16 protein-coding genes are annotated in these 18225 nt (G+C 43.0%); 12 read left to right on the top strand and 4 right to left on the bottom strand.

Annotated features, from left to right (window positions below; translation table 11 throughout):
* The first annotated feature begins 26 nt into the window (after positions 1-26).
* Positions 27-1121, top strand: a complete 1095-nt coding sequence (gene lepB, locus PQO05_RS11485; protein WP_273633053.1) for a signal peptidase I — start codon at positions 27-29, stop codon at positions 1119-1121.
* A 426-nt stretch (positions 1122-1547) separates the two neighbouring features.
* On the opposite strand, the gene PQO05_RS11480 is transcribed toward lepB, so the two are convergent.
* Genes PQO05_RS11480 through PQO05_RS11470 form a run of 3 tightly spaced genes read right to left on the bottom strand, consistent with a single transcriptional unit; the run spans position 1548 to position 4466 of the window.
* A complete protein-coding gene (locus tag PQO05_RS11480; protein WP_273633052.1) occupies positions 1548-2396 on the bottom strand; it encodes a universal stress protein in 849 nt (282 codons plus the stop codon).
* Between the two features lie 38 nt (positions 2397-2434).
* Positions 2435-2878: a MarR family winged helix-turn-helix transcriptional regulator gene (locus tag PQO05_RS11475; RefSeq protein WP_273633051.1), complete on the bottom strand. Its 444-nt coding sequence runs from the start codon at positions 2876-2878 to the stop codon at positions 2435-2437.
* Positions 2879-2888: 10 nt separating this feature from the next.
* Positions 2889-4466 (bottom strand): DHA2 family efflux MFS transporter permease subunit, encoded by a 1578-nt coding sequence (locus PQO05_RS11470; protein WP_273633050.1) that lies wholly within the window; start codon positions 4464-4466, stop codon positions 2889-2891.
* 245 nt (positions 4467-4711) lie between these two features.
* On the opposite strand from PQO05_RS11470, the gene PQO05_RS11465 reads away from it, so the two are divergent.
* The 4 genes from PQO05_RS11465 to PQO05_RS11450 all read left to right on the top strand — a co-directional run bounded on the left by PQO05_RS11465 (position 4712) and on the right by PQO05_RS11450 (position 9385).
* Positions 4712-4906, top strand: coding sequence for a cold-shock protein (locus PQO05_RS11465; RefSeq protein WP_166585929.1), 195 nt, complete (start codon positions 4712-4714; stop codon positions 4904-4906).
* A gap of 84 nt (positions 4907-4990) precedes the next feature.
* Positions 4991-5194 (top strand): hypothetical protein, encoded by a 204-nt coding sequence (locus PQO05_RS11460; protein WP_273633049.1) that lies wholly within the window; start codon positions 4991-4993, stop codon positions 5192-5194.
* 724 nt (positions 5195-5918) lie between these two features.
* Positions 5919-8084: a glycoside hydrolase family 3 C-terminal domain-containing protein gene (locus PQO05_RS11455; RefSeq protein ID WP_273633048.1), complete on the top strand. Its 2166-nt coding sequence runs from the start codon at positions 5919-5921 to the stop codon at positions 8082-8084.
* Between the two features lie 158 nt (positions 8085-8242).
* Positions 8243-9385 (top strand): putative sensor domain DACNV-containing protein, encoded by a 1143-nt coding sequence (locus tag PQO05_RS11450; protein WP_273633047.1) that lies wholly within the window; start codon positions 8243-8245, stop codon positions 9383-9385.
* A gap of 248 nt (positions 9386-9633) precedes the next feature.
* On the opposite strand, the gene PQO05_RS11445 is transcribed toward PQO05_RS11450, so the two are convergent.
* Entirely contained in the window at positions 9634-10134 is a 501-nt protein-coding gene (locus PQO05_RS11445; RefSeq protein WP_273633046.1) for a DinB family protein, read from the bottom strand.
* A 150-nt stretch (positions 10135-10284) separates the two neighbouring features.
* Here PQO05_RS11445 and PQO05_RS11440 point away from each other — a divergent pair, with 150 nt between their 5' ends.
* From PQO05_RS11440 to PQO05_RS11410, 7 genes are all read left to right on the top strand, one after another.
* Positions 10285-10722: an RrF2 family transcriptional regulator gene (locus PQO05_RS11440; protein ID WP_273633045.1), complete on the top strand. Its 438-nt coding sequence runs from the start codon at positions 10285-10287 to the stop codon at positions 10720-10722.
* A 236-nt stretch (positions 10723-10958) separates the two neighbouring features.
* Entirely contained in the window at positions 10959-13052 is a 2094-nt protein-coding gene (locus PQO05_RS11435; protein WP_273633044.1) for a HEPN domain-containing protein, read from the top strand.
* A gap of 2 nt (positions 13053-13054) precedes the next feature.
* On the top strand, positions 13055-13846 hold the full coding sequence (cobA, locus tag PQO05_RS11430) for a uroporphyrinogen-III C-methyltransferase (RefSeq protein WP_273633043.1): 792 nt from the start codon (positions 13055-13057) through the stop codon (positions 13844-13846).
* Between the two features lie 13 nt (positions 13847-13859).
* A complete protein-coding gene (locus PQO05_RS11425) occupies positions 13860-15341 on the top strand; it encodes a TSUP family transporter (protein ID WP_337943122.1) in 1482 nt (493 codons plus the stop codon).
* A gap of 3 nt (positions 15342-15344) precedes the next feature.
* Positions 15345-16073 (top strand): phosphoadenylyl-sulfate reductase, encoded by a 729-nt coding sequence (locus tag PQO05_RS11420; RefSeq protein ID WP_273633041.1) that lies wholly within the window; start codon positions 15345-15347, stop codon positions 16071-16073.
* A complete protein-coding gene (gene cysD / locus PQO05_RS11415; RefSeq protein WP_273633040.1) occupies positions 16066-16971 on the top strand; it encodes a sulfate adenylyltransferase subunit CysD in 906 nt (301 codons plus the stop codon). The genes PQO05_RS11420 and cysD overlap by 8 nt, the downstream gene beginning before the upstream one ends.
* Positions 16971-18221 (top strand): sulfate adenylyltransferase subunit 1, encoded by a 1251-nt coding sequence (locus PQO05_RS11410; RefSeq protein ID WP_273633039.1) that lies wholly within the window; start codon positions 16971-16973, stop codon positions 18219-18221. The genes cysD and PQO05_RS11410 overlap by 1 nt, the downstream gene beginning before the upstream one ends.
* Positions 18222-18225: the final 4 nt, after the last annotated feature.

The raw sequence follows: 18225 nt of genomic DNA, 5'->3' as shown, positions 1-18225 counted from the left end.
CTATCGGGAAAACAAACCTTTTATATATGAAATGGAATTTGCACTTTAAACGTAAACAAGCCGAAAACAAACCTAAGAAAAGCAAAACCCGTGAGTGGGCCGACGCGCTTCTGTTTGCCGTTGTAGCCTCTACCATAATCCGTGGATTGCTCTTTTCGGCCTACGCTATCCCATCAGCATCAATGGAAGGTTCGCTTTTAACAGGCGATTATTTGTTTGTGAGCAAGTTTAACTACGGCCCCCGGATGCCGATAACGCCTATATCGCTTCCGTTTTTAGAGCCAACTATCGGTAGTGTCAAAACCTATTGGAATGGGTTGCAATTTCCATATTATCGCCTACCGGGTTTGTCGCATCCTAAAAAAGGTGATGTAATCGTATTCAACCTGCCGTCTGATTCGATCAATAAACCGGTTGATATGAAAACCAGCTACATTAAACGTTGCCAGGCCGAACCGGGCGATGTACTGACCATTGTAAACACGCAAGTTTATATAAACGGCAAAGCTGCGCCCAATGCCCCGAAAGCGCAAACATCATACCTGGTAACTACCGATGGCCAGCAGATTAACCCGCAGGTAATGCACGATCTGCATATTGAGATTTACCAGCAATTAACCGATAACGATTTTATTATGATTATCCCAGTTGATAGTTATAAGGAATTTAAGAGTTATTCGATTATTAAAAACATTAAGCCTTATATGGACCCTGCCGGGCAATTTGATGCAGGCATATTCCCTCATAACGCCCTGTATAAATGGAACAATGATAACTTCGGCCCGCTTACCCTGCCTAAAAAAGGCTGGAAAGTTAAGCTGAATGATTCGACAGTTGCCTTATACAGCCGTGCTATTCAAAACTACGAAGGCAATAAATTAAGCCATGTTGGCAAGGCCTATTACATTAACGGCACCAAAGCCGATACCTATACTTTTAAACAGAACTACTACTGGATGATGGGCGATAACCGCCATAACAGCGAAGATTCGCGCGTTTGGGGTTATGTACCCGAAGAGAATATTGTTGGCAAAGCCATGATTACCTGGATGAGCATCGATAGTACTGAGAATTTGTTTAATAAAGTACGTTGGAATAGGATTTTGAAGAAGATTGAGTAGGTTTTAGTAACAGTGGTGAGTGGCAGTAGCAGTCATTTTTCACCATGTTACTCAATTAGTGGCAGTGGCGAGTGGCGGTAGCAGTCATTGCATCTCCAAAACGTCATTGCGAGGAACGAAGCAATCTCAGATCTATTATCACTATCTTAAATACAGCACAGTCGGTTTTCCATTAGGGATGGGTTGTGCTGTATTTACGTTAGTGGATGTACTTTTTTTTTTTCCGCAAAAAAGAAAGTACCAAAGAAAAAACTCGTGGCTGCTTTATTTTCTGTTAAAGTCAGTGCTCAGGCCAATGTTATGCTACCCGAAAATCAAAAGGCCACATGAGGACGGTTATTAACGGTATTGGTGGCAGTTTTACTTGAGATTTCTCATCGTCATCCAACTACTCACTTAATCAACCATTCACCACTCACTAAGAGCTTATTTCAATATCAACACCGGCTGCGTAGCATCATTATACAAACCTTCTGTAATGCTGTTATGGGTTAGGTTGTAGAAGAAGCTATGTTTACCCGGCAATGCTATGATTAAGTTAGCCTGGTGCTCATCGGCAAAAGTAGTTATGCCGCGCAGGATGTTTCTGTCTTGTACGTAGTAAACTTTGTAGTCAAAATTTTTCAATATCACACCCAATTTCTCTTCAACAATTCGGCGTTCCTCATCGGTTTCGTAAGGGTTTTTGCTGGCATCTACATTTAGCACCATTATTTCGGGGTGGAACCAGTTATAACGTTCTTCAATTGCGCCAATAAGCTCTGTATTTAATACCGCTTTAAAGTCAACCGCTAATACCACTTTATCAACCGGTTTATGCTGATAGGTTACCGGTACAATTAATACAGACACGGTACTGGTGCGGGCTATATTAATCAACAGCTTGTTGATACTGCTATGTTCAACATAAGTATTGCCATCACTGCCTGCAATAATCAGATTTGGCTTTTCCTGTTCGTTAATCTGTTTTATGGAGCGCACAATCGGCTCTTCGGTAATAGCAACCTGTACTTTTACTTTCTTATCCAGTAACTTAGTAAGCTTATCGCAAAGCCCGTCTACCACACCTTTTATACGGGTGCGTTCCCTATCCATATCTTCCTGACTTAGTTGTACAAAATCAGCCGAGGGAAGGTATTGCGTGTAAACAGAACTATAATAAGTAGATAATAAAATGATACGGTCAACCGGCGCATATTTGCAGAATTCGGCAGCGTAAGCAATAGTATTAGCCGCTGTAGCGGATGAATCGACAGGTATTAAAACAGTTTTCATGGTGTATATAGATTATAGACAGTTAGTAGCCGGCCATACTATGGGAGGTTGCCAACCATCTTGTTTATTAAATTCAAACAAGTGGTAAGATCATCGGCATCAATATCCTCGGTGGCAACGGTATACATTTCTGTTACCCAGGGATAAAGCTGTGCTTTTAAATTATTGGCTTCGTCGGTCAAGTAAATCAGTTTATTACGGCGGTCGTTCTCATCCTCTACCCGCTTCACCATATTACGTTTTACGAGATTATCGATCAGATAGGTCATGCTCGATTTATCCTTCAACGTTATATCGGCAATTTCCTGCTGGTTAATGCCATTTTTGCGCCACAGACATGAGAGTACTTCCAGCATTTCGAAGGTAAGGTTCATATTGTTTTCCTTCATCCTTAGCTGTATGGTTTGGCGCGATTTATTGCGCATCTCCTGCATGGCCCGCCCCAATTCTATCGCTAATTCTGCTTTATTTACTGTTGCCATTTTTCAGGATTTAATGAGCTGCATCTGCAAGGTTTACTTTGGCTTTGCTTCGTTTTATAAATATCAGCACAATAGGCACACAAACCAAAAACATAACGCCCACCCATAAAAAAACATCCATATATGACAGTAGCGTGGCTTGTTTGGTAACCGCGCCATCCAGCATGGCATAAGCCGTTTGCCGGGCAGTAATACTATCTAAGCCGTTGTGGCGTGAACTTGCTGTCATTTGCGCTACCCGCTGCTGTACACTTAAACTGTTAACATCCAGATGCGACACCAATGTATTGCGGTGCACCTGTGTTTGCCGCGATACAAACGTAGAGATCAAGGCCACACCGAACGAACCACCCAATTGCCGCATCATTCCCGAGAATGCCGCTCCCTGGCCAATCTCTGGTCCCTTTAAGGTGGATAACGACATCGTGCTCACCGGTACAGAAAGCAAGCCTAAACCAAACCCGCGGATAATCAAGATCCAAAAGAAATCGCCGCTACTGGTGAATGGAGTCAGAATAGTGTATGATAAATAACTATAAACAAAGAATACCGTCATCCCTATGGCAATCAGATACTTCTGAGGGATGCCTTTCTGTATTAAAATCGCCACCACCGGCATCATCACAGCCACAAACAAAGTGCTTGGCAATTGCAGCATACCCGATTGCTGGGCCGTCCATCCCAATAGAGACTGGGTATATAAGGGTATCACAAAGGTCGACCCAAACAGCCCTAAACCCATAATAAAGGATAATAATACCCCTATCCGCAGGTTTCCGTTCTTGAGTACGCGTAGATTTACGATGGGATATTTATACGATAACTCTCGCCAGATGAAGAGATATAAACCAAGGAAAGCCGTAACACATAATACAATGATGGCTTTACTGCTAAACCAATCGTCCTCCTGCCCCTTCTCTAACACATATTGCAGGGACGAGATGCCTACGGTAAGCAGACCGATCCCCCACCAGTCAACCTGGCTGGCTGGTCGCTTCTCTTCATATTGAGGGCTCCGCACGTATTGCAGCGTAAGTAAGGTTGCAATGATACCTACCGGGATGTTAATGTAAAATATAAACGGCCACGAATAATTATCAACAATATAACCACCCAGCGGCGGTCCAAGTGTTGGGCCAACAATTACGCCCAATGTATAAATTGCTTGCGCCATGGCACGTTTTTCAGTCGGCCAGCTTTCGGTAATAATGGTTTGCGATGTTACCAATAGTGCGCCTCCGCCCATTCCTTGTAAAAAACGGAAGATCACCAGTTCCCAGATATTATGGGCATTACCGCATAAAAAAGAACAAACAGTAAATATAACAACCGAGGCAGCAAAGTAATTTCGACGGCCAAACTGCTGGGAGAGCCAGCTGGTCATGGGTACAATGATTACGTTGGCCAGTGAATAAGCTGTAATAACCCAGCTAATCTCATTCAAGGTAGCGCCAAGGTTACCCCGCATATCATTTAAGGCAACGTTAACAATGGTGGTATCAATAATCTCTAACAGGGCGCAAAAAACGGCGGTGATAGTTATAATGATTCGCCTCGGCCCGTATTCAACTAAAGATTGTGCTTGCATATATTATTAGTAGTAATATGCAAAGTTAAATAATTGATAGTTTGAATTCAAACCAATATTTAACGAATTTACATTTCTACTACATGGCGTATTGTCCGGTATAAACAACTCACACCATCAACATAATCAACCACTTAACCAATATATTTTAGTTTAAAAAATTAAAATACTGTTAATATATTTCACCCATAGTAAAATAAGCCCGTTATTAATGCGTACCTTGCGCACTTATTAAAAATAATACAATGCAAAAAGAAGGAACAGTAAAGTTCTACGATACCACTAAAGGTTTCGGCTTTATTTCACAAAGCGAAAACAGAAATGATGTTTTCGTTCACTCAACTGGCTTAATCGACGAAATCCGTGAAAACGACAAAGTTTCTTTCGATATCGAAGAAGGCAGAAAAGGACCAAATGCGGTAAATGTTAAAGTAATCTAAGAAATACTATAAATTTAATCGTGAGCACTTGCCTAACCGGCAGGTGCTTTTTGTTTATAAAAAAATTAAAACCAACAGTAAAATATGGCAAAATCCCAGGCAACCTTCATGAAAAAACAACTCGAAAAAAACCGTCAGAAAAAGAAGGAAGATAAAGAGTATCGTAAACAACAGCGCCAGGAAAACGCTACAGGAGGTGATCTGGAAAGTATGATGGCTTATGTTAATGAATTTGGCGAAATTGTATCAACCCCGCCCGAACCCCAAAAAACTAATATCCCCGGTTAAGCAATTAACCCATAAAAATCCAATAGTGCTTTGATTCGAGTTATCTTTCAATCAGCTATTGGATTTCTTTTTTAACCTATTCTGTATTGAAACACTGCGCATAGAGCCCTACCCACCATACTTCGACGGAGCTCAGTATGACATCCCCTTTTTCTAAAAACTCGCCATTGTTGGTGTTGTCACCAACAATAATATACTATATGTAAGCATGGATGTTGGTGGTGACAACAACGGCGCTGAACCGTTCTGACTTTCTTTCCATTTGTCATTCCGAGGTACGAGGAATCTTCTTCGCCCTGAATTTGCGCCGATCCTAACTCACTAATTCAAAACTCACCACTCACTAACTCATTTGGGCGTTCCCTCCGGTCGGGCTTTACGCTCATACTGCACAGGCATTATCCGCCGATAGGCGGACGGTATCCGCTCCAATCCCTAACGCGAGCTGAAGGTTCCTATTCACTAACTCACAACTCACTCCTTCACTCATTATTCCCCCCCTACTCACTCATTCACAACTCACCATTCACAACCTTGTTAAAATAGTACAATCATTTGTTTATTTAGCACAAGTACAGCGCGTATTACATTATTACTTTTAGCCTCTAACTAATTGTTTTTTATACCAATTACTATTTCGCAAAAGTGTAATTAAGACACAATGAAGGTTTCACAATTGGATATCAACACATTAGTTAAACAATTACACCTGTAAAAATTAGATATGAGAAAAAGAGTTTCCGGGTACATCTTCTGCGGTGTTTTACTTTTGGGCGGTGGCGCTGTTAATGCACAAAGTAAATCAGCCGGTAGTACTGATGCTAAAATTTCGGCCATCATCAAAAAGCTGACCCTCGAAGAAAAAATAGCAATGGTGCACGCCAACGGACTATTTTCATCGGCAGGTGTTAAGCGTTTAGGTATTCCCGACCTGGTGAGCGATGACGGCCCATTAGGCGTACGCGAAGAAGTTAAACCCGGCTGGGGATCGGCCAATTTACTGACCGACTCTGCTACCTTTTTCCCCAACGGCTCGGCTTTAGCAGCCACCTGGAATCCCGAACTGGCCTACCGTTACGGCCACGATATGGGCGAAGAAGCCCGTGCCCGCAATAAACAGGTGATGCTGGCCCCGGCTTTTAATATTGCACGTACCCCGCTTTGCGGCCGTACCTACGAGTATTATTCTGAAGATCCGTATTTAAATGCGCGACTGGCTGTTGCATCTGTACATGGTATCCAAAGCCAGCACGTGGCTGCCTGCGTTAAACACTTTGCTGTAAACAACCAGGAAGTAGAGCGCGACCATGTAAGCGTAAACATCGACGAACGTGTCCTGCGCGAAATATACCTACCTGCTTTCAAGGCTTCAATTACCGAAGGCGGTGCATGGACGATCATGTCGGCCTATAATAAAGTTCGTGGGGTGTATTGTTCAGAGAATGACTACCTGTTGAAGAAGATCTTAAAAGGCGAATGGAAATTTAAAGGTTTAGTAATGAGCGACTGGGGCGGCACACACAGTACCGTAGCCGCTGCTAACAATGGCCTCGATCTGGAAATGGGTTCGGGCGAAAAATATGATAAGTACTATTTCGCCACAGCCCTGCTCGATTCTGTTAAGGCAGGCAAAGTTACCGTAGCTACTATCGATGCAAAAGTACGCCGCATTTTATGGGTTATGTACCAAACTTCTTTAAGCGCAAACCAACCGAAAGGCAGCATGGCTACCCCGGCGCATAGCAAAACCGCTTACGAAATTGCTTCAGAATCAATCGTATTATTGAAAAACGATAAGCACTTATTGCCTTTAAACACATCAGGCATTAAAAGCATTGCCGTGATTGGTGATAATGCCACTCACACTTTCCACCTTGGAGGCTTTGGTGCTGGTGTTAAAGCTAAATATGAAATTAACGCACTGACCGGTTTAAAAAACAGGTTGGGTAGCAGCGTTAATATCAAATTTGCGCAAGGCTATTCGGGCGTTTATCACCCGACTAAAGAAAACCATAATGGTGATGATTACAACCATTCAGACCCAGCCATGGTAAGCGAAGCTGTTGCTGCTGCAAAATCAACCGATATGGCTATCCTTTTTGTTGGTGGCAACCGTGATTACGAAAGTGAAGGCCGCGACCGTAAAGATCTGTCATTACCTTTCGGTGAGCAAACTTTGATCGATGCGGTTACCGCTGCTAACCCAAATACCATTGTAGTAGTTGTTGGCGGTGCACCTTATGATATCGGCGCTATTAAAAAGAACAACCACACCATTGTATGGTCGTGGTATAATGGTTCTGAGAATGGCAATGCTTTGGCCGATGTACTGCTGGGCAAAATTAACCCATCGGGTAAATTGCCATTTACCTTCCCGGCTTCACTGGGCGATTCTCCGGCGCATGCCTTAAATGCCTATCCTGGCAATGATTTAAAGGTTGATTATAAAGAAGGCATCCTGGTAGGCTACCGTTGGTTCGATACCAAAAACATTGATCCATTATATCCGTTTGGTTATGGTTTATCATATACCAATTATGATTATGATGGCTTGTATGCTGATAGGGCAACTTATAAATCAACAGATAATATTACTGCTACGGTTAAGGTAAAAAACACCGGTAAGTATGCGGGTAAAGAAACCGTGCAGTTGTATGTCCACAAATCAGGCTCTAAGGTTGATCGTGCAGAAAAAGAACTTAAAGCCTTTAAAAAAGTATGGATAGCAGCCGGGCAAACTGCTACAGTAACGCTTAAAATACCAGCTAAAGATTTAGCTTATTTTGATGCAACAGCTATGAAATGGGTTGTTGAACCGGGCAAGTATAAATTGCTGGCGGGTACATCATCAAAAGATATTAAAAAAGAAACCACAATAAACATCAATTAATAATAATCAACTAAATCTCTCAAAAGTCCTCTGGTTAATTCCGGAGGGCTTTTTTTGTGGAATTGAGTGTCGACGCCGGGTCATATTCAATTGCCACGCAGTTGCAGTATCTAATTAAATAATATATATTATAGCTTTGTAATATACCGTGAAATTAAATGTTATCTGAGCCATCATACCTGGCCGCCCGAATGGTGGCCTCAACCATAGAATCGCACTTTGCAAAGCACCTTAATGAGGCGCGCAAAATGGGTAAAAGAAACCTGGCTACACAGCCGCCAATACATATTATTGAGGCTATTATTGATGCTGCTTTCTGGGCCAGTTTACAACGCGAAGAAGGGCATTCACCCAAAATTTCAATCGCATTATTACACCCCGATCAGGCTGACAGACCGTTGCGCTTTGGCCGTAAACTAAGGTTAACTCCGCACAATCTTAACAAACTCTCTCCCGCTGTCGAAAATCCCGGCATACATCTGGCTGTTTGGAACGATGGCGACGATATGTATATCTGGGGAACCACGCATGGTATCCCACACATTTGTTTTGTACTCGAAGTTATTGAACCCGGCCTGGTGGTAATTAAACACAGCCGCGTTGATGGCTTCGGCAAGTTTGTAAACATAGCCATATTAAAAGGCGATAAAATTAAGATTGTTGACGAAAGCAATGCCAACACATCCGGCGACTTCCCAGATCTGATGGCATCTTTAATGGGTATGCCACTACCTTCCTACTTATCCAACTCTGTAAATGTTTGGGTTGAGCTGGCTGCCTCTATGCGTTCGCACCAGCGCGGCGGTATTGTGCTGGTGGTACCTAATAATTCTGACGAGTGGCGTAAATCAATCGTAAAACCTATCAGCTATCCGGTTGAGCCACCCTACACCGTGGTTAAAGAACTCGTTGAGCAAGACCATAGCCACCGCAACAAACTCGAATGGCAAGAACGTTTATTACAGGGAATCGAAATTATTGGCGGCTTTACCGCCGTTGATGGCGCTACCGTAGTAACCCAGGATCATGAGTTACTAGCCTTCGGTGCTAAAATCGCCCGCGCCACTGATAATACCATTGAAGAAATTGTAGTTACCGAACCCACAATTGATTCTACTGCCTGCCGTATGCATCCTGCCCAAAATGGCGGAACGCGTCACCTGGCTGCAGCGCAGTTTGTATATGACCAGCACGATGCCATTGCCTTAGTAGCCTCACAAGACGGCAACTTCACCATCTTTGCCTGGAACAAAAAACTTGAAATGGTGCACGCACACCGGATTGATATTTTGTTGCTGTAGAAGAAACAAAGTATTAAAAGGTATTAAAGAGAGCAACCGTAAATACACTCTTTTTGCGGCATTAGGGCTGTTCGGGTAGTACAGGCAAAGCCCCACCACTACCTTAAAAAGAACAGAACGTAGCCGCTGTTTTCTTTTTTGGTTCTTTTATTCTTTTCAAAAAGAAAAAAGAACATCCACTAACACTAATAACTGATTTACCTATCCTAACAGAGATCAGGCAGACTGAGAACTCACAAGCCCCCAAATTACTCCATAGCCGGCATCCCGTAAGCAATCCATTCCTCCTTTGATGGGCCATATAAACCCGGAACGGATAAGCCAAGCATGCGCATAATAATCGTCATCTGGCTGCGGTGGTGTGCCTCGTGGCCGATGAGGATAGAGAGGATATTTCCCTTTTTCCAGTTTTCGCCGTACATGGGAACTTCGTCCTCTAAAGATGAATCTGTCCACTTGCTTGGCACGGTTTGGGCCAGTAATGCGCTGTTTCGCTTGTAGGCTTCAATGATCTCTGTAAATGTGGCCGGGATCGGTTGATCTTCAAGCGGGTCGCTTTCAAATAAACCTGCTTTTGAGCCCATTTCTGTAATAGTATGGGTAATATGCCAGGCCAAACGCTCGAGCGAGCGCACATTTTCATTAATTTTTTGTGATTTGGTTTCTTCCGTTATTTCAGAAAAAATCTTGACGGTATTGCTCTCTTCGTTTTTCCAATCGTTGAGAAAGTCCTGAATATGACGGTACATAGCTTGCGAATAATTAGATTACAAATATTAAAAAATGCCGTCGAAGTTTAGCTTATTAATTAAAATTTTGCTGTTCTAACTTTTAATCAATATACAAAATATTATACCTATATTTCTTTGTTGTACATTTGTAAGTTGTTATAGTATAAAATGCTGTCAAAAAAAACCAAATACGCGATTAAAGCACTGGTAATTCTGGGTAAAAATGCTGATCAGCCGCCTATGCAGATCTCAAAAATTGCCGAACTGGAAAAAATACCAAAAAAGTTTCTTGAACAAATACTACTGGAGCTTCGAAACTCTGGTTATCTGTACAGCAAAAAAGGCGCGGGCGGCGGCTACAGCCTCAACAAAGACCCCAAAGACATTTACCTGGTAAGTATTATGCGTATTACGGACGGCCCCATTGCTATGGTGCCTTGTGCTAGCTTAAACTTTTACCATCGTTGTGATGAATGCCACCAGGAAACTACCTGTGGTATAAGGGATGTGTTTATTGAGGTACGTGATGCTACGCTGAAAATTCTTTCGGAAACCAGCATTGCCGATGTTATTGCACGCGAAAGCGGGCTTACCCTCATTCAATAAAAAAAGTCATCTGAAAAACATTTAGTAAAATTTTCAAATAATTACTACTTATTCCCTATAGTATATATATATTTGGGATATAATAACGATGAAAATTAATTATACACTTACAAACGCTTTTATTTATTGCTGTATTTGCAGGCGATGATAATGGCTGTTGCTGTATAATTTAGATGATATACGCCTCTTCAGCCGCAGCAGAAGGGGCTTTTTTATAACAATATTAATTTGCTGACATGCAAAGTTTCAGAACAGAACTGGAAAATCCGATAGTTGAAAAAGACATTATAGACCTAGAACGAAAGATCCGTGCGTTTCGCGAAGGCAAAATCCACGACGAAAAATTCAGGAGTTTGCGTTTGGCACGCGGTGTTTACGGCCAGCGCCAGCCGGGTGTGCAAATGGTGCGTATCAAACTGCCTTTCGGTAAGGTAACCTTTAAACAACTATTGCGCATTGCCGACATATCTGACCAGTACGGCAGCAGCAACCTGCACTTAACCACCCGCCAGGATATCCAGATACACTACGTAAGCCTTGACCGCACCCCACAACTTTGGGCAGAACTGGAGCAGGACGAAATCACTTTGCGCGAGGCCTGCGGAAATACCGTGCGTAACGTAACTGCATCGGCAACTTCGGGCATCGACCCATTGGAACCCTTTGATGTATCGCCTTACGCACACGCCACTTTCGAATACTTTTTGCGTAACCCCATCTGTCAGGATATGGGCCGTAAATTCAAAATAGCTTTTTCGTCAAGCGAAGCTGATACTGCTTTCTCTTACATTCACGATCTGGGTTTTATCCCGAAACTGAAAGAAGACGGTAGCCGTGGTTTTAAAGTTTTATTGGGTGGCGGCCTTGGCGCGCAACCTGCTTTAGCCCATGCGGTAGAAGAGTTTTTGCCCGAGGATGAGCTAATCCCGTACATCGAAGCTATCATCCGTGTGTTCGACCGTAATGGCGAACGTACCAACCGTAATAAAGCCCGTTTAAAATTCCTGATCCAAAAGATTGGTTTAGAGGAATTATTGAACCTGGCTTCGATAGAAAAAACGGCTAACAAGGTTAAAAGCCTTAAAGTTAACAGAGATACAATCAGCCAACCCCAGCCACCACAAATAGCTGAAAATTTGCTGGCGGTTGAAGATCTAAAAAATCCGCTCCGTTACGAGCAATGGTTAAACACTAATGTTTTTGCGCAAAAGCAAACAGGTTTTTATGGCGTGTTTGTAAAAGTACCTGTGGGCGATATTCCATCAAACGTAGCACGCCAATTGGTTGATGCCATCAGCCCTTATGTGGCTGATGAGATCCGCATCACTCAAAACCAGGGATTAATGCTGAAATACGCACGCAAAGAATCATTACCTGCACTTTATGAAGCTTTAGAAAATATTGATCTGGCTGCTCCGGGTTTCGATAGCGTAGCCGATGTAACCACTTGCCCTGGTACCGATACCTGTAACCTGGGAATCTCTAACAGTATGACTTTATCTAAAGTGTTAGAGGATGTGATCTATAATGAATACGAAAGTTTGATCTACAACCGCGAGATCAAGATTAAAATCAGCGGCTGCATGAACTCATGTGGTCAGCATGGTTTAGCGCATATTGGGTTTCACGGCAGCTCATTAAAAGCAGGTAAAGCCGTGTTACCATCTGTACAAGTATTGTTAGGTGGCGGTACTGTTGGCAACGGCTTTGGCCGTGCGGCTGATAAGGTAATTAAAGTACCGGCTAAACGCGCTACGCATGTACTGAGAGCGGTATTAGATGATTTTCAAAAGAACTCGATTGCCGATGAAACTTTTCACGGATACTATGACCGTTTCGGTAAAGATTATTTCTACCAGCTATTAAAACCACTGGCTGATTTAACTACCCTAACCGACGATGAGTTTGTAGACTGGGGGCACGTAGAAACCTTTGCAACCGCCATTGGCGTTGGCGAATGTGCTGGTGTGGTAATCGACTTAGTAGCTACCCTCCTATTCGAAACCGACGAAAAATTAGGATGGGCTAACGAAGCTTATAACGAAGGCCGCTGGGCTGATGCCATTTACCATAGCTACAACGTAATGGTGAGCAGTGCCAAAGCTTTGTTACTGCAAAAAAACATCAACATGAGTACCCAAACAGGTATCATCAAAGAGTTCGACGTAAATTATGTCGACACTAAAGAAATAGAATTACAAAGCAGCTTTAGCGAGCTGATTTTACAGATTAACCAAAACGAACCATCGCAGGAGTTTGCTACCCGCTACAAAGCCGAAGCAACTTCATTTTTAGATGGTATTAAAGCAAAAAGAGAGGCATTAGTATAACCATGATACAAACCCAAACTAAAACAGCCGTTAAAGAACCACGCATTACACTGGTAGGCGCTGGTCCGGGCGATGTCGAGCTGATAACGCTTAAAGGCGTTAAAGCCCTACAAACTGCCGATGTGGTATTGTATGATGCCCTGGTGAATAACGAATTGCTGGACTTTGCCCCAGCCCATGCACACAAAGTATATGTAGGTAAACGTTCGGGCGATCATTCATACTCGCAGGATGCGGTTAACAAACTGATGATTGATTATGCTATCAATTATGGCCATGTAGTCCGCTTAAAAGGCGGCGACCCGTTTGTATTTGGCCGTGGTTATGAGGAATTGGATTTTGCGGCTTCTTACAGTATCCCGGCACAAGTTATTCCGGGGATTTCAAGTTCTATCTCCGTACCGGGCTTGCAGAACATCCCGGTTACGCATCGCGGTTTAAGTGAAAGCTTTTGGGTGGTAACCGGTACTACGGCAAACGGCCAGATTTCAAGTGATCTTTATGAAGCAGCCCGTACCAAAGCAACTGTTGTTGTTTTAATGGGCGTACATAAATTGGCCGAAATTGTTGAAATTTATAAAAAAGAAGGCAAAAACAGACTACCGGTTGCGGTAATACAAAGCGGATCGACCACCGAAGAAAAAGTGGCCATTGGCGTTGTTGATACCATTGTTGAAGTAGTTGCAGAAAATAAAATTAAGGCACCGGCACTGATTGTGTTGGGCGATGTGGTATCACTGCACCCTAAGTTTTCACCTATCAGGGAATTTTATGACATTGTTGCCCAGGAATAATAGTTTGAACACATTGAGCGAAGAAAAAACATCAGCAGGAAATCAATTGTTCCCTGTTTTTTTAAAGCTGAATGAATTGCATACGGTTGTAATTGGCGCAGGTAATGTTGGTTTAGAAAAACTGACTGCCTTGCTCAAAAATAGTCCGCTTGCAAAGGTGACGGTTATTGCCTTAAAGGTGTCCACAGAAGTATATCTGTTGGCTACCGAAAACCCAACCATAACCATCCGCGAAAAGCAATTTGAAGAGGATGATCTGGATACAGCCGACCTGGTAATTGCGGCTACTGATGATAATATTTTAAACGCCATTATACGCCAGGCTGCGCATGATCGTAACCTGCTGATTAACGTCGCTGATAAACCTTCGCTTTGTGATTTTTACTTGGGTTCTATCGTGCAAAAAGGCGATCTGAAAATTGCGATCTCGACCAACGGCAAATCGCCAACTGTGGCTAAACGTTTGAAGGAAGTTTTAAACGAAGGACTGCCCGAAGAAATTGATACTACCCTGCAACAGCTTAGTACTTTACGAGATTCATTAAAGGGAGATTTTACCACCAAGGTTAAAAAGCTAAACGAGGTAACCTCTGTACTGGTTAAGCCTAAACAACAGTCCGAATTTAAAAACCTTTTCCGCTGGATTATCTGGGGAACCATTGTGGCTTCAATCGCCATTGTGGTATCCATTTTATGGTCACGCGATGCAGATTTTAAAAGCTTTTTACAGAACATCAATCCTATATTCTATTACTTTTTAGGTGCAGGTTTTGTGTTTGCTTTTATTGATGGTGCTATCGGCATGTCGTACGGTGTTACTTCAACCACGTTCTCCTTATCAATGGGCATCCCTCCTGCTACGGCAAGTATGGGTGTTCATTTATCAGAAATTTTGAGCAACGGTATTGCCGGTTGGATGCATTACCGCATGAATAATATTAACTGGAAGCTATTCTGGTTACTGCTTATTCCGGGTATTATTGGTGCCATGGCAGGTGCTTACTTAATTTCATCGTTAGAGCATTATGCACAGTATACCAAGCCTTTAGTATCCTTATATACCTTAATTTTAGGTATCGTCATCTTCCGCAAAGCTTTAGATCTGAAAGCCAAAAGAAAATCAGGCAAAATTAAAAACATCCGCTTTTTAGGTTTTGGTGGTGGTTTTATTGATGCTGTTGGCGGCGGAGGCTGGGGTTCAATCGTGCTATCATCACTGATAGCCGGTGGGCGTAATCCTCGTTTTTCATTGGGTACTGTCAAGCTATCAAGGTTCTTTATAGCCTTAATGAGTTCGCTTACTTTTATTGCCATGCTCAACGGCGCCCATTGGGAGTCTGTTGCAGGTTTGGTATTAGGTAGCGCACTGGCTTCGCCTATTGCGGCAAGGATCTCTAACAAGATCTCGACCAAAGCCATTATGATGTCGGTTGCTGTAATTGTGGTACTCATCAGTTTAAAGAGTATCATCAATTTTGTACTAAAGGTTATTTAAGAAATGAGTAAAGTTCCCGAACATATTAAACAACACACTGAAGGCCTCGGCCCGGTAGAAGCTTTGGCTAACCTGGCTGCGCTTTTCCCTGGTGAGATTATCTTTTCTACCAGTTTCGGCTGGGAAGATCAGGCGATAACGCACATGATCTTCAAAAATAACCTACCTATTAAGGTATTTACTTTAGAAACCGGTCGATTGTTCCCCGAAACTTATTACGTGTGGAACCGTACACTGGAAATGTATGGCAAACCAATCCATGCCTATTATCCGCAGCACGAAGCTTTGCAGCGAATGGTGGATGCTAAGGGTCCCAACTCGTTTTATGAATCGGTTGAGAACCGGAAAGAGTGTTGTAATATTCGCAAAATCGAACCATTAAAACGCGCCTTGGCTGGCAATAAGTTGTGGATTACAGGCATCCGAGCCGATCAATCTGCCAACCGCCAGTTTATGGAGCCGATTGAGTGGGATGATTCAAATCAAATTGTTAAATTTCATCCGATATATAACTGGTCGCTTGACGATGTTAAGGAATATATAAACGTAAATAATATACCATACAATGTACTGCACGATCGTGGTTTCCCCAGCATAGGCTGCGCACCATGTACCCGTGCCGTACAACCCGGCGAAGACTTTAGGGCTGGCCGCTGGTGGTGGGAAGATCAATCGAAGAAAGAATGTGGGCTGCATGTTGGCCATGATAATAATTTAATAACAAATGAGTAAGTACAACCTGGATTACCTGGACGAGCTTGAGGCAGAGGCGATCTATATTTTACGCGAGGTTGCAGGCCAGTTTGAGAAACCTGCGCTTTTATTTTCAGGAGGTAAAGATTCTATAACACTGGTGCACCTGGCCCAAAAAGCATTTCGCCCCGGTAAGTTCCCATTTCCGCTGGTGCATATCGATACCGGCCATAACTTTCAGGAAACAATTGACTACCGCGATGATATGATTAAACGTATTGGCGAAAAGCTGATTGTTGGTTATGTGCAGGATGATATTGATAACGGCAACGTGGTGGAGCAAAAAGGTAAAAACGCGAGCCGTAATGCTTTGCAAACCGTTACCCTGCTAAACACCATTGCCAAGCACCAGTTTGATGCTTGTATTGGTGGCGCACGCCGCGATGAGGAAAAAGCCCGCGCTAAGGAACGCATCTTCTCGGTACGTGACGAATTCGGTCAATGGGATCCAAAACGCCAGCGCCCCGAGCTTTGGAACATCTTTAACGGTAAAATTAACAAAGGCGAAAACGTACGCGTGTTCCCGATCAGTAATTGGACGGAGTTGGATGTATGGAATTATATCCGTCGCGAAAACATCCCTTTGCCTACTATTTACTTTGCACATCAGCGCGATTGCATTACCCGGAACGGTCAGCTAATGGCAGCATCCGAGTTCCTGAACATGGATAGCGAGGATGTAGTTGAAAACCGTAACGTGCGTTTCCGCACCGTGGGCGACATGACCTGTACTGCCGCTGTAGAATCATACGCATTTGAAATTGACGATATTATTAACGAAATAAGTGCCTCTAAAATAAGCGAACGTGGTGCGCGCATGGACGACAAAGTGTCTGAAGCTGCCATGGAAGACCGCAAGAAAGGAGGCTATTTTTAATGGAAATACTAAAATTTATTACTGCCGGTAGTGTCGACGATGGCAAGAGCACATTGATTGGTCGACTATTGTACGATAGTGAATCTATTCTGGCCGATCAACTCGAAGCCCTGCAAAGCTCGAATCGTAAAAATGACGATGGCACCATCGATCTGGCCATCCTGACCGACGGTCTCAAAGCCGAGCGCGAGCAAGGTATTACCATTGATGTGGCCTACAAATACTTCCAGACCGAGAAACGTAAGTTTATCATTGCTGATGCACCCGGCCACATCCAGTACACCCGTAATATGGTTACCGGTGCATCAAATTCAAACTTGGCTATTATTTTGATAGATGCCCGTAAAGGGGTTATCGAGCAAACTATTCGCCACTCATTTTTGGTGTCGCTGTTAGGATTACCGCAAGTAGTGGTAGCCGTGAACAAGATGGACATGATTGATTTTTCTGAAGATCGTTTTAATGAGATCGTTAAGGATTATCAGCAGTTAGCAGCCAAGGTTGGCTTAAGTAACATCACCTATATCCCGGTTAGTGCACTTAAAGGCGATAACATTGTTAATCCATCAAAAAATATGGACTGGTACAACGGCAAAAGTCTGCTTGATCACTTGGAGACGGTAGAAATTGCCATTGATGCCAACGTTGCTCATGCTTACCTGCCTGTACAATGGGTCGTTCGTCCACAAACAGATGAATTACATGATTATCGTGGTTATGCTGGCCGAATCCTGAGTGGCTCATTAAGAGTTAACGATAAAGTAACCGTGTTGCCATCAGGCTTCACCTCTACTGTTGAGCACATCGAACTATTAGATAAACAATTTGAAGAAGCCGGTGCAGGTTTATCAGTAACCGTTAGATTGAAAGACGATATTGATATTAGCCGTGGCGATATTTTAGTGAGCAGCGCCTTAAAACCACAAGTGTCGCAATTAATTGAAGCCGATTTATGCTGGATGGATACCCGCGCATTGGATACTTCGCTTACTTATTTAATTCAGCATAATAGCAAGGTTACTAAAGCACGTATCCAGGAGATATTATATAAAGTAAACATCAACACTTTAGAAAAAGAAGATGGTGAAGAATTTAAGCTGAACGATATCGGTCGCGTCATCATCAAAACTGCCGATCCTTTAGTGTTTGATCTTTATCAAAATAATAAGAACAGCGGGGGCGCTATCATTATCGATAGCCGTACCAATGTAACCGTAGGGGCTTTAATGCTTCGCGCAAACGCGGATTAATAAC

Source organism: Mucilaginibacter jinjuensis (genome assembly GCF_028596025.1).
Taxonomy (GTDB): Bacteria; Bacteroidota; Bacteroidia; order Sphingobacteriales; family Sphingobacteriaceae; genus Mucilaginibacter; species Mucilaginibacter jinjuensis.
This window is presented reverse-complemented; position numbering and strand designations above follow the sequence as displayed.